The 12,252-nt window shown below is 40.9% G+C and carries 13 protein-coding genes and 2 pseudogenes; 6 read left to right on the top strand and 9 right to left on the bottom strand.

From position 1 onward, the window contains the following. Window positions 1-293 precede the first annotated feature (293 nt). Window positions 294-1,163 carry a nucleotidyltransferase-like protein gene (locus JCM19033_RS14410; RefSeq protein WP_054636800.1) on the bottom strand — a complete coding sequence of 290 codons (870 nt, stop codon included), beginning with the start codon at window positions 1,161-1,163 and terminating at the stop codon, window positions 294-296. 205 nt (window positions 1,164-1,368) lie between these two features. Between JCM19033_RS14410 and JCM19033_RS14405 the strand changes: the two are divergent. Beyond that, a pseudogene (locus tag JCM19033_RS14405) lies at window positions 1,369-1,712 on the top strand (YgzB family protein); the annotation flags it as partial. Between the two features lie 31 nt (window positions 1,713-1,743). Here the strand turns inward: JCM19033_RS14405 and perR are convergent. From perR to bcp, 4 genes are all read right to left on the bottom strand, one after another. After that, on the bottom strand, window positions 1,744-2,181 hold the full coding sequence (gene perR / locus JCM19033_RS14400) for a peroxide-responsive transcriptional repressor PerR (RefSeq protein WP_054636803.1): 438 nt from the start codon (window positions 2,179-2,181) through the stop codon (window positions 1,744-1,746). A 105-nt stretch (window positions 2,182-2,286) separates the two neighbouring features. After that, window positions 2,287-2,592: a cyclic-di-AMP receptor gene (locus JCM19033_RS14395; RefSeq protein WP_054636799.1), complete on the bottom strand. Its 306-nt coding sequence runs from the start codon at window positions 2,590-2,592 to the stop codon at window positions 2,287-2,289. 131 nt (window positions 2,593-2,723) lie between these two features. Then, window positions 2,724-3,674, bottom strand: a complete 951-nt coding sequence (locus tag JCM19033_RS14390) for a D-2-hydroxyacid dehydrogenase (RefSeq protein WP_054636798.1) — start codon at window positions 3,672-3,674, stop codon at window positions 2,724-2,726. 59 nt (window positions 3,675-3,733) lie between these two features. Continuing rightward, a complete protein-coding gene (bcp, locus tag JCM19033_RS14385) occupies window positions 3,734-4,204 on the bottom strand; it encodes a thioredoxin-dependent thiol peroxidase (RefSeq protein WP_054636797.1) in 471 nt (156 codons plus the stop codon). Window positions 4,205-4,331: 127 nt separating this feature from the next. Here bcp and JCM19033_RS14380 point away from each other — a divergent pair, with 127 nt between their 5' ends. The 5 genes from JCM19033_RS14380 to JCM19033_RS14360 all read left to right on the top strand — a co-directional run bounded on the left by JCM19033_RS14380 (window position 4,332) and on the right by JCM19033_RS14360 (window position 8,432). After that, entirely contained in the window at window positions 4,332-5,627 is a 1,296-nt protein-coding gene (locus JCM19033_RS14380) for a glutamate-1-semialdehyde 2,1-aminomutase (RefSeq protein WP_054636796.1), read from the top strand. Window positions 5,628-5,831: 204 nt separating this feature from the next. Beyond that, entirely contained in the window at window positions 5,832-6,227 is a 396-nt protein-coding gene (locus tag JCM19033_RS14375) for a GTPase (RefSeq protein WP_054636795.1), read from the top strand. Continuing rightward, window positions 6,173-6,679: a hypothetical protein gene (locus JCM19033_RS14370; protein ID WP_157049902.1), complete on the top strand. Its 507-nt coding sequence runs from the start codon at window positions 6,173-6,175 to the stop codon at window positions 6,677-6,679. Before JCM19033_RS14375 ends, JCM19033_RS14370 begins: the two co-directional genes overlap by 55 nt. 89 nt (window positions 6,680-6,768) lie before the next feature. After that, window positions 6,769-7,158 (top strand): hypothetical protein, encoded by a 390-nt coding sequence (locus JCM19033_RS14365; RefSeq protein ID WP_054636793.1) that lies wholly within the window; start codon window positions 6,769-6,771, stop codon window positions 7,156-7,158. A 194-nt stretch (window positions 7,159-7,352) separates the two neighbouring features. Next, entirely contained in the window at window positions 7,353-8,432 is a 1,080-nt protein-coding gene (locus JCM19033_RS14360; protein WP_054636792.1) for an aromatic acid exporter family protein, read from the top strand. Window positions 8,433-8,559: 127 nt separating this feature from the next. On the opposite strand, the gene JCM19033_RS14355 is transcribed toward JCM19033_RS14360, so the two are convergent. The 4 genes and pseudogenes from JCM19033_RS14355 to JCM19033_RS14340 form a co-directional block, all read right to left on the bottom strand. Further along, on the bottom strand, window positions 8,560-10,305 hold the full coding sequence (locus tag JCM19033_RS14355) for an ABC transporter ATP-binding protein (protein ID WP_054636791.1): 1,746 nt from the start codon (window positions 10,303-10,305) through the stop codon (window positions 8,560-8,562). 314 nt (window positions 10,306-10,619) lie between these two features. Then, on the bottom strand, window positions 10,620-11,147 hold the full coding sequence (locus JCM19033_RS14350) for a DUF402 domain-containing protein (RefSeq protein ID WP_054636790.1): 528 nt from the start codon (window positions 11,145-11,147) through the stop codon (window positions 10,620-10,622). Between the two features lie 13 nt (window positions 11,148-11,160). Continuing rightward, window positions 11,161-11,640: a DUF3939 domain-containing protein gene (locus JCM19033_RS14345; protein WP_100398044.1), complete on the bottom strand. Its 480-nt coding sequence runs from the start codon at window positions 11,638-11,640 to the stop codon at window positions 11,161-11,163. Between the two features lie 451 nt (window positions 11,641-12,091). Next, window positions 12,092-12,250: pseudogene (locus JCM19033_RS14340) on the bottom strand (gamma-type small acid-soluble spore protein); the annotation flags it as partial. Window positions 12,251-12,252 lie beyond the last annotated feature (2 nt).

Here is a 12,252-nt window from a genome sequence, read left to right as displayed (position 1 = left end):
TTCATGTTAACATATCGCCAACACCAAGTCAACAAGTTTTTTTAATTCATTTTTGGTAACTCGCTGTTCTTAAGCGACAATTAACAATTTATCATGCGCCCGCTTAGCTGTCAACACCCTTTTGTAAAAGGATTTTGCTGACTCGCTTGCTTTTAAGCGCGGAATAATAATGTAACATGCTGATACGAAACAGTCAACAAGTTTTTTTATTATTTTTGAAAAGAAATCGCCGCTGCGAATCAGCGACGTTTAATAATATATCACCTATGTAACCTAGCGTCAATCATAAATTATTATCTTTCTTGCAAATGATAGTTTAAGTAAGAGACACCTGGTGTGCAGGAATCTTTCTCAAACTTCTCGATTACCCCATGGTCAGCCAGGTAAGCAATCACCACTTCCAAATCGATAATATACTCCTGTACTTCTCTTTGCCCGGCTAATTCTTCAAAAGTCCATGAACCTGTCCGCTTTTCCATAACAGTCAATAAATGTACGCTTCCTATTTTCAGGTTAGATCGTATCGCAAACTCAATAGCGATCATTAATAATTCCAGTCTTTTTTCAAGAGGCTCTTCACCCAGCACTAATTCCTGATACAATTTATACGTTTCCGGCTCAATATCCCTCACCTGTTCCCAGACAGTAATTTCCGGATATCTCCCTTGTTCTATAATATTCAGACGCGCTAAATGCTGCAGAGCCCGCAGGAAATGATGAAAAGCATCAAGGAAATTCAAGCCGTTATATAGAGATTTCCCATCCTCGAAGTATCGGATAAGCTTAGCAAATTCCACACCTATTTTCTGCTCCTGATCAACAGCATGGAAATTATTTAACCTTTCTCTTAAGGAAGTAACTGCTTCATTTCTATTGAAAAGTATTCTTCCTTTAAAAACCCATTCAATGACTTTTCTATTTGCTCCGGTAATCATCCAATGAAAGATTTCCTTTTCCGTAACGAGATGAAGTGCGACTGATCGGCCATCACAATCATAGTGCTTTACATTTGTCTGGGTTTCCATTTTCACAATGACAACCACTATTACATCAAAGAAGTCTGTAAAAGATTCTTGTGTTTCTTTTTTTCTTACTGACAAGATCCCGAGGGTATCCGGGCTGTTTTCAAATTCTTTATATATATGTTGAAACTTTTCTTCCATCTTTGCTCCCTCCCTTTTCCCCTCTCCTTCTTTCTTCTGCCATTACTTTGTACATAATACTCTTCATGTACTTCTAAAACAAAAGTTCGACACCAATTCATTAATCCCTTTTTCGTTATAAAGGAATGTTTGCTGATCTGTCATGTTCTTGTCATTTCTCCCTTTCCCTGATTATGGTATACTAACTTTTCAGGAGGGTATAAATATGGCAGCAAAAACAACCAGTAAGATTAATAAGATAAGGACATTCGCTCTTGTTCTTGTCTTTGTAGGTATACTTGTGATGTATATTGGCATCTTCTTTCGTACCTCACCCGTTATTATGTCTGTAACAATGATCCTTGGTTTTATTTTTATCCTTGCAAGCAGCGGGGTGTACTTTTGGATTGGCATGATGTCCACCAAAACTGTAACAGTCCAATGCCCTAATTGCGGAAAGACCACAAAAATTCTAGGCGCGTAGATGCCTGTATGTCTTGTAACGAACCATTAACCCTGGACGCAGAGCTTGAAGGCAAAGAATTCGATTTAAAATATAACAGAAAAAAAGCTGAGCGCTTCCTACAAGCGCCCAGCTTTTTTAATGCTTCTTTTTCTCCAAACATTCATCACATGTACCATAAATCTCCATTCTATGGCTTTCAATCTGGAATCCTGTTACATGCTCAGCCAGAGTTTCCACTTCATCCAGCCCTGGATAATGAAAATCAACTATTTTTTCGCACTCTTCACAAATAACATGGTAATGTTCAGTGGTTACACAGTCAAACCGGCTGGAAGAGTCTCCATAAGTTAATTCCTTTACGATTCCTACATCTTTAAAGACACGAAGGTTATTATACACTGTAGCTACGCTCATATTTGGAAATTTACCTTCAAGAGCTTTATATATTTCGTCAGCTGTTGGGTGACTCATAGATTCAAATAAATATTCCAATATGGCATGACGTTGCGGGGTCATGCGAACCCTGGTAGTCTTTAATGCATTAACCGCTTGTTGAATGCGTTCAGTTGCCATCGTCATGCACCTCACTTCCATAAAGCAATTCTTTCTTAATAATGGTTATAATTTATTGTATAAGAGATAGACATTTATTGTCAACAAGTACGCTCCCCTTTTCTTCTATTTCCCATGCAATGATGCAAGGAAATGTGCACCTTCTGAAGCATCGAGCAAAAAGGAGGTAAAGCGGTGGGAATCCGGAGAACTCCTGCCTTTTTTCTGTTCATAAGCTGTGCATATATTCTTCAAGGAAGATTTCAGCTCTTCAACTCCGCTGTCTCTTACTCCAAAGAGAAAGGTTGTGTTGCCACGTTTTAAAAATCCCCCGCTGCTTGATAATTCTGTCATTCGGTATCCTTTTTCCTTCATTTTTGTTTCAATCTCATCCCGGTAAAAACTTTCCACAATACAAATAAACAGTTTCAACAAGCATCCCCCCTAAAGCTTACACTCCTCATTTCACAATAACTACGTCTATATTATAACATTTCTAATTAGATGTTTTCCTACATTGTTATAATTATTATATAAGGAAGAGGCGCTGTTCGTAAGGCATTTTAATACCCTTTAGACTTATCTACACTGTTAATATATTCTTCTCCCCCGGCAAGAAAGACTTCAAGATTTCTTTTAAAAATTTCCAGAGCCCGGGGATGGTATTGAGGCGAAATTCCCGAAAGATGCGGCGTCACTGTAACCTTTTCCATCTCCCAAAACGGATGATCTTCAGGAAGAGGTTCTTCCTTAAAAACGTCAAGGATAGCATGTGCAAGCTCTCCATTATCAAGCGCATGAATTAATTCCTCTTCCTTCACTGTACTGCCTCGTCCAATATTAATAAAAACGCCTGTTTCTTTCATTTTTTGAAAGAATGAACGGTCTGCCATGTTATGTGTTTCCTCTGTAGCCGGCAGAACAGAAACAACGTAATCCGACACCCTTAAAAGCTGGTCCAACTGGTGATCTGAATAGATATGATCCACATGTTCTACAGGACGTCCGCTGCGGTTATATCCCATAGTTTTCATACCAAACGCTTTCGCAAGCCTGGCTATTTCTCCGCCGATTGCTCCGGGACCCAGGATACCAATAGACTGCTGGTTGATCTCGGTCATTGTAACTTTTCGATCCCATCTTCTTCTTTCTTCATTTTCCCTTACAATAGAGGCTTGTCGTGCGTATTGAAGAATCATAGCCATCGTGTATTCTGCCATAGGCTTTTTATGTATCCCCCTGGCATTTGTAACCATAATACCTTTATCCTGAATCGCTTCAAAAGGCATGAGGTCCATTCCTGCTGAAATCACCATAATCCATTTAAGATTCTTTGCTTCTTTAATTTCCCTGGCAGTAAGATCTTCCCCATAGGTTATGAGTACATCTGCTTCCGGCAATGAAGACCTGGCTTCATCTATATCACCGAAAAAACGAAATTCTGCATGTTGAAAGGACTCTTCAAGATCCTCCCGCAATGCTTTTTTTATCTTTGCTGAAGAAACGATTCTCACGATGAAAATCCTCCTTGCCGATTTTTATCTTAAACTAGATGAGAATTTTTCATTCAATCTCACGCCAGATTTTCTTTAACGTAATTCAGCACTTCCTCAACATGCTCTTTGACTCTCACCTTTCGCCATTCTTTCACTATTTTCCCTTGTTTATCAATCACAAAGGTTGAACGTTCAATTCCCATGTATTCTTTACCAAAATTCTTTTTTAACTTCCAGACTTCATATGCTTCCGCGGCCTTTTTGTCTTCATCAGCTAAAAGTAAAAAGGATAGTCCGTGCTTTTCAATAAATTTCTTGTGCCTCTCCATAGGATCCGGACTAATTCCAAGGACTACAGTATCTGTCTTGTCAAATTCTTCACTGAAGTCTCTAAAGTCACAGGCTTGTGTGGTGCATCCCGGTGTCATGTCTTTAGGGTAAAAATATAACACTACATTCTTCCCTTGAAATTCCGAAAGAGAAACGGTTTCTCCATTACTTGCCGGAAGAGAAAAATCCGGTGCCTGCTGCCCTTCTTTTACAGTCATGATCACATTCCCCCTGTTTCATTTTCTTACGTATTAGAGTAACCAAAGCAAGGAAATTTCACAACTTAAAAGGCCCCCTGCCTTTTATGCTAGAATGTACAAAGAGTACACATAAGGAGTGACATAAATGAATTTCACTAACTCAGAAAACCTATATAAAGAAGCCTGCGAACATATTGTCGGCGGGGTAAACAGCCCCTCTCGTTCTTTTAAAGGTGTTGGCGGCGGCATACCTGTATTTATGAAAAAAGGAAAAGGAGCTTATTTTTATGATGTGGACGGAAACCGGTACATAGATTATTTAGGCGCCTACGGACCTATTATTACCGGACACGCTCACCCTCACATCACGCAAGCCATCACAAAGGCCGCCGAAAACGGGACTTTATACGGGACACCTACAAAGCTTGAAAACCAGTTTGCCAAAATGCTTAAAGAGGCGATTCCTTCTCTTGAAAAAGTACGTTTTGTAAATTCGGGAACAGAGGCAGTCATGACCACGATAAGGGTTGCCAGAGCCTATACAGGAAGAGATAAGATTATTAAGTTTGCAGGATGCTACCACGGACATTCTGACCTGGTGCTTGTTGCTGCCGGCTCCGGTCCTTCTACTCTGGGTTCACCTGATTCGGCGGGTGTGACAAAGAACATTGCAGAAGAAGTGATCACGGTTCCTTTTAACGATATTGAAGCTTACAAAGAGGCTTTACAGCATTGGGGAGACGAGATCGCGGCTGTGCTTGTAGAGCCAATCGTCGGCAACTTTGGAATTGTTGAACCGAAAGAAGGCTTTCTTCAACAGGTAAATGACCTCACCCACGAAGCAGGGGGGCTCGTTATCTATGATGAAGTTATTACCGCCTTCCGTTTCATGTACGGGGGAGCTCAAAATCATCTTGGAATAGAACCAGATATGACAGCTATGGGCAAAATTATCGGCGGCGGGCTCCCTATCGGGGCATACGGCGGCCGTGTTGATATTATGGAGGAAGTAGCCCCACTTGGACCGGCTTATCAGGCTGGGACCATGTCTGGAAACCCGGCTTCTATGAGCGCTGGTATTGCCTGCTTAGAGGTACTTCGCGAGGAGGGAATTTACGAGCGGCTCGACAAGCTTGGCTCCCTGTTGGAAGAAGGGATTCTAAAGGCGGCTGAAAAGCACAATATATCTATACAAATTAATCGGTTAAAGGGCGCCTTAACGGTGTATTTCACAGACAAAAAAGTAACAAACTATGAAGGTGCAGAAAACAGCGACGGGGAATTGTTTGCTTCCTTCTTCAAAGCATTACTCAACCAGGGCATAAACCTTGCACCATCAAAGTATGAAGCATGGTTCCTGACAACAGAACATACAAAAGAGGATATAGAAGAAACAATAGCAGCGGTAGATCAAGCTTTTGAAAAACTCTCTGCCCTATGAGAGCAACCTATTCTTTAATCTTTGCTGCTCTGCCCTCCTAAGCAGAGCAGTTTTTTTTGTAACGTAAATGAAAGTCCTTTAAAAATGCTTTCAAGTATCCTTTTAGGGTTGGTTGCCCTCATCCTCTTTTTTCCTAATAGAACAATACATATTTCTTACCTAAAAAGGGAAAGGGTAAGGAGCATTCTAAAAAGGAGGAGAAATATGCCCTCTATTGAAAGAGAAAATTTAGAACAGCCCATTGAGCTGATTAAAGAAAAATTAATGCCCAGGCTTCCCGGGCCTTTACGTAATAAAGTAGACGAAGAAGTATATCGGCTGGAAGAGCTTTTTCTGCGCTCACGCCCTCCCAGGTTTGCAGTTGTAGGCCGGAGAGGGTCAGGAAAATCGACGCTGCTAAATGCGGTATTCAGTTCCCCAGTAGCAGAGATCGGATCCGTTAAAGCTCAGACAGGCCAAGGAAGCTGGCATATGTACCATCATGAAGAGAAGGATTCAGAAATGGAGGTCCTCGATACAAGAGGGCTTGGGGAAGGATCAGCCCTGTGGAAGACGTGCAGGAGGAAGATGCACTCGAAGAAGTCAAATACTCTCTTTTAGAAAAATATCCAGATGCCTTTCTCTTTTTAGTAAAAGCAAAGGAAGTAGACGCAAGAATCCAAGAGGATATTGCCCAGCTGGAAGAGCTAAGAAACTTTGTCCATGCCCATCATGATTACTCTCCCCCTATTATTGGGATTGTAACTCAGGTCGATGAATTAGACCCTATATATGATGCTGAACCTCCTTTCGGTGAAGAAAAGGAAGAACATATTCAAGAGGCTGTAACTCATTTAGACAATCATCTAAAAAACTCCCTTCCACAGATTGCGGGCACCATTCCGGTATGCGCCTATCTTGCCTTTAAGGATGAAGAGATAGTATATGACCGGCGATGGAATATAGATCTGCTGCTTGATTTTTTATTGGATCATTTACCTGACAGCACTTGGATGTCCTGGGCAAAAATTACCCAGGCAGCTGAAATCCAAAAAAAATTGCTCGTTCTATAGGCAAAAGTGCCTCTGCACTGACTGGTGGAATAGGAGCACAGCCTATCCCCTGGGGGGACCTCCCTATCATAACCAGCATTCAGATATCTATGATTTCTGCAATCGCTTATGTTTCTGGAAGGGATTTAAGCAGAAAAACAATTGTTGAATTCCTGACAGCAATTGGTGTAAATATCGGTTCAGCTTTAGCACTCCGGCAAATGGCCCGCTCCCTGAGTAAATACGTCTTTCCTGCTGTAGGACATGCTATTTCCGGGACCATTGCTGCTACCGCAACGTGGGGCCTTTGCCAGGCTTCAATAGCTTACTTTATTGAAAACAAAAGCGCAGAAGAAGCCAAAGAAATTTACGAACAAGGAAATGCAGAAGCTGTAAAGGAACAAATCGATGAAAACATTGAAAACGAAATGGCCGAGGAAGAAATTGATTATCATGGACTTGAGGAAGACAATGAGCAAGATATAGCTGAAGAACAATAAATGTAAAAGGAGGGTTTCGTTAATAATGTTAGCGGAGCCCTTTGTTAGTGGCTCTTTGTCTTCTTTCCCTCCTTTTTTGTTCTTGATGAAACCTTCCAAAAGGTGTATAGTACCGAATTGGACATAACTGCTGCAAAGAAATCTTTATCTACAATATGGTTTTTAAACCACCAAGAAAGGACTCGTTACACTAGATGAAACTAGGGGCAAGAATTTTCAAGACAGGTCTGGCCATTGTTCTCGCTCTATATACAGCCTCCTGGCTGGGGCTTGAGCCGGCAATGTACGGAGCACTTGCTGCCACATTTGCGATTCAGCCTTCTATTTACAGGACGTATCAAACAATTCTCGATCAGGTGCAAGGAAATATAATTGGTGCCGTTCTTGCTGTGGCTTTTGCCATGACCTTTGGCCATGAACCAGTGATTATCGGTGTCACTGTTGTAGTTGCGATTGCTATCCTGATTAAGCTAAAACTGGATGAATCAACTATTCCTCTTGCACTTGTCACAATTATTATTATTATGGGGAATCCGACAGATGATTTTATTGCCTTTGCCGCTTCTAGATTCTTCCTTATTATGGTAGGGGTTTTTGCTGCCTTTATAGTAAATTTATTGTTTATTCCGCCTAAGTATGAAACACGCCTTTATCGAAAGCTTGTGTATAACACAGAAGAAGTTATTCGCTGGATCCGCCTGGTTACAAGACATGAAACCAACCAGCAGTCGTTAAAGAAAGACATCCCAAGAATTAACGAAAATATCATTAAAATGGATAACCTCTATCTTTTATACAAAGAAGAAAGAACATACTTTACCAAAAGCAAGCTCGGAAAAGCAAGAAAGATTGTGCTTTTTAAACAAATGCTTTTCACCTTGAAAAAATCATTTATGATTCTTCGGACACTCGATAAATATGGAAATGACCTTCAACACATGCCCGATCGGCTTCAAAAACTGGTAAGAGACCAGCTCGACCACTTAACAAATTACCACGACCGGATTCTTTTGCGGTATGTCGGCAAAGTCAATACAAAGCTCACTGATGAGATGGCTGAGGAAGTAGACGAAGGAAAAGAGTCACTTACTGATTTATTTATGGATTTATATGATCACCATGAGATTAATCGTGATGAATGGCTCCACATTCTCCCTATCGTCTCGCATATTGTTGAATACAACGAGCAGCTGGAGCATTTAGATCGCCTTGTCGAAAGCTTCTTTAACTATCACACCAATGTGAACCAAGTCGAAATAAGGGATGAGGATTGAGAGTAAGACAGGGGGAAACTGGCCGTCTGGTCAAGCATTGATTCTCCTTGTCTTTACTGCAGCTTAAGGATAAATCTGTCTCCATAAAAAGAACCTCGCTCGACGGAGCAAGGTTCTTTTTATTCATTCAGGAAAGCTGCTGCACATTAAACAGTTTTTGATAAGCGCCCTTCTTTTGGATGAGCTCATGATGGCTCCCGCTTTCAATTACTTTTCCATTTTCTATGACTACGATCCGGTCAGAGTGAGTGATGGTAGAAAGACGATGCGCCACTATAAAAGTAGTACGGTCCTTGGCCAGTTCTTGCATCGCTTCTTGAATTAAATGCTCACTTTCTAAATCCAAGGCTGACGTAGCTTCATCAAAAATAAGCAAAGGAGGGTTCTTTAAAAAGACTCTTGCAATTGCAATACGCTGCTTTTGTCCTCCTGAAAGTTTCACTCCTCTTTCTCCTACCTCTGTATCATACCCATCCGGCAGGTTCAGGATAAAATCGTGAGCATTTGCTGCTTTGGCAGCTCGAATGACTTCCTCTTCACTAGCTTCAGGATTTCCCATCAAGATGTTCAACCGAACCGAATCACTAAACAAAATATTATCCTGCAAAACCATGCCAATATTATCACGCAGACTTCTGACCTGATACTCTCTAATATCTCTCCCATCGAGCAGTATTCTGCCATGGGTCACGTCATAAAATCTTGGGATTAAGCTTACAAGTGTACTTTTCCCCCCGCCGCTCATTCCCACAAGTGCTACCGTTTCTCCCGGCCGCACATCAAGGTTAATATCATTCAGGACCCATTCATTCTCGTCAGAATATTGAAAGCTGACATGGTCAAAGTAAACAGAGCCTTGAGCATTTTTTACAGGGACTGCTCCCTTTTGATCCTCAATATCATATTTCTCATCTACAAATTCAAACACCCTGTCCATAGAAGCAATAGACTGAGTTAAAGTGGTTGAAGAATTAATTAACCGCCGTAAAGGATTATAAAGCCGTTCCATGTATGCAACAAAGGCTACCATTTCCCCAACCTGCAGCCCTGCCGTCAAAACAAAATATCCAGCGGCTAATATCACTATTAAAGGAGCTATATCAGTAATGGTGTTAACAACTGCAAATGTTTTGGCATTCCATTTCGTATGGTCAATTGCTTTATTTAAAAAATGGCTGTTTCTTCTGTCAAATTGCTTCTGTTCATATTCCTCCAAAGCAAAACTTCGAATAACGCTCATTCCCTGAACCCTTTCATGAAGGTGACCCTGTACTTCTGCGAGTGCTTGCGACCGCACACGAGTAAGCATACGAAGCCTGCTGTAAAAGTACTTAATTGATATAACGTAAAGAGGGAATAACGCTATAGCCACTAAAGTCAGCCAGGCATTCATGGTGAGCATAATGACAAGAACAATAAGTATCGTAAACATATCCAGCCATATATTCATCAATCCAGTGATCACAAAATTCTTTGTCTGTTCAACATCATGAATAACCCGGGATATAATCTCCCCTGCTTTTCTATTTGAATAAAAGCGCAGACTCAGTTTTTGGATGTGGCTAAACAATTGGTCGCGGATGTCATACAATACTTTGCTTCCCGTCCACTGGGCAAAATATTGTCTATAATACTCCACGGGCGGCCTGATAACAAGAAATGCAGCAATCGCGATTCCTAACAGCCAAAATAACGTGCTCACCCTCTCAGAAGTGGGAATTCCTTCAGCCAATATAATATCATCAATTACATAAGCCAGAATGAGCGGTGTAAGCAATGGTATTCCGAATTTGAGCAATCCTATTAAAATCGTAAAGAAAATTATCTTTTTGTATGGCATTACAAATTTCAGGTATCTCTTTATACTGTCCAGATTTCTCCCCCTTTTTCAATACATATTTTGTTTATGTTCAAACAAGAAGCCGTTATTTATGTTTTATATGGGAGTACCACCCTGCGGGATCTTCTTTCATGCGATCACCGAAACCGCACATTTATCATGTAGCCGGAAGACTTTTATATAACAATATTACCCTTTAACAGAAACCTGAAGCCAAAAAGAAAAAGACAAGGACCTATAAGGTAACCACCCTCCAGGTCCTTCTCACTGACTTTTTTGAACTTTGGAAACTCCATTCCGCTACATCAGGACATGTTGTTTCTCCCTTAATTTCTCACACGAAGAGATTATCGATATGATAAATACCTCTCATACCACTGTTCAACGAATTGTGGGGCAAAAGGCCCTTTACGTTGATGAATCCAGCTCTGCAATTCTTTGACCCCGTGCCTTATTTTCCGGTCAACTTTTCTGGGGTATTCCATTTCCCTTTTGTGCTGGAGATATTCATCCTCATCTAACAGTGTATAGGTCATATCAGGAAAGATCTTAATATCCAAGTCGTAGTCAATATATTTCAATGCTTCTTCATCCCATAGAAAAGGAGTGCCCAGGTTACAATAATAATAGATCCCGTCTGCTCTTACCATGCCAATAACATTGAACCACTTATCACCGTGAAAATAGCAAATGGCGGGTTCTCTCGTTCTCCATTTTCTTCCGTCTGCTTCTTGAACAAGAATGCGGTCATTTCCACCGATAATTTCTTTAGACGTGCCTTTTAAAACTAGTGTTTCTTCCCACACCCGATGAAGTGTTCCGTTGTGCTTATAACTTTGCACTTCAATCGTGCTGCCTGTCTGCGGAAATTCCATAACTGACTCCTTCCTACTTTTCACCATTTGGCTCTAACATTACCAGGTGATCCTTTTCATCAAGGTATAAATCAAAGGATGGTTTCACCCGCAGGTAATCTTTAATGAGAAAGTAGGAGACTTTGTGGGTTGGATCTCCCTGAACCACAGGCAACTCTCCATTTGCCTTAATATATTGGTCCACTGCCAGTTGTACTTGATCCATTGTCTTTGGTGTTTCAGCATCCTCAAATACTTCAAATGTTTCTTTGGACATGTAGAACTTTCTGTCTGGAACAGCCTTTAATACTGGCTTTAACAACTCAAAGTCAACAGAATGATCATGTTTAATAAAGGATCGGATACTGACTCCCATTGGAAGACTGTTTGCCAGGTTCTGTATTCCCCGGCGGACTTCCTCTACAGACACAGGCCGAACTGGATATTCCTCCTCCACTTTATTCTCCTTGTTTCCCTTAAAAAGCTTCTGCAACTTCCCTGAGAGGTTGTCCATAATGATCAACCTTTCTTATTCCTTTTTATCTTCTCTCTTCTATTATACAACTTGTGTGTTTATTTTGAAACGAAGGAGAATGGACTTTCGGATAAACATACATAAGGTTATGGAAATATGTACATAGATGAAAAGTACTGACGGTTGACCTTTACCATTCGAATGCTTCATAAGGACTGTCTTTAAACTGAGAAATACGCCTTTCTCTTTACAGCGATAAAAGAGGCCTGTTTGCATTTAAAGGTTCAAGTTCTTCACCCATTTTTGCTTCATTACAGTCGCATTCAATGTCCCTTTTTCAGTCTCGGGTCTTACCTTAGGCCATGCCATTAGACTCGTGCCAATATGGTGTCACCCACGTTTCTCTACAACCTAACTTGTAATAAATCAACTTTGGGAGCTCATAGAAAAGAGGAACCTCTGACGGGAGAGGTTCCTCTGTGAAGGGCTGTTATTGCTGTTGGTTTTGCTGCTTGCGCTGCTGAGACTGCTGGTTTTGCTGACGTACTTCTTGAGCGTTTGTTTCACTCGCAAATTCAGTTTTAAAACCTTGGTTTTGGGCAGCTTGAGCATTTTGTTTTCTTACTTGCTGAGCGTTAGTTTTAGACGCTT

This window comes from Thalassobacillus sp. C254 (assembly GCF_001310615.1).
Note: the sequence above shows the minus strand (reverse complement) of the source record. Positions and strands in the feature narration are given on the sequence as shown.

Excerpts from the sequence above, each read along its gene's own strand:
- JCM19033_RS14410 (WP_054636800.1), bottom strand. The coding sequence starts at position 1,163 with ATGGAAGAAAAGTTTCAACATATATATAAAGAATTTGAAAACAGCCCG.
- perR (WP_054636803.1), bottom strand. The coding sequence starts at position 2,181 with ATGGCAACTGAACGCATTCAACAAGCGGTTAATGCATTAAAGACTACC.
- bcp (WP_054636797.1), bottom strand. The coding sequence starts at position 4,204 with ATGACTGTAAAAGAAGGGCAGCAGGCACCGGATTTTTCTCTTCCGGCA.
- JCM19033_RS14380 (WP_054636796.1), top strand. The coding sequence starts at position 4,332 with ATGAATTTCACTAACTCAGAAAACCTATATAAAGAAGCCTGCGAACAT.
- JCM19033_RS14375 (WP_054636795.1), top strand. The coding sequence starts at position 5,832 with ATGCCCTCTATTGAAAGAGAAAATTTAGAACAGCCCATTGAGCTGATT.
- JCM19033_RS14365 (WP_054636793.1), top strand. The coding sequence starts at position 6,769 with ATGATTTCTGCAATCGCTTATGTTTCTGGAAGGGATTTAAGCAGAAAA.
- JCM19033_RS14360 (WP_054636792.1), top strand. The coding sequence starts at position 7,353 with ATGAAACTAGGGGCAAGAATTTTCAAGACAGGTCTGGCCATTGTTCTC.
- JCM19033_RS14350 (WP_054636790.1), bottom strand. The coding sequence starts at position 11,147 with ATGGAATTTCCGCAGACAGGCAGCACGATTGAAGTGCAAAGTTATAAG.
- JCM19033_RS14345 (WP_100398044.1), bottom strand. The coding sequence starts at position 11,640 with ATGGACAACCTCTCAGGGAAGTTGCAGAAGCTTTTTAAGGGAAACAAG.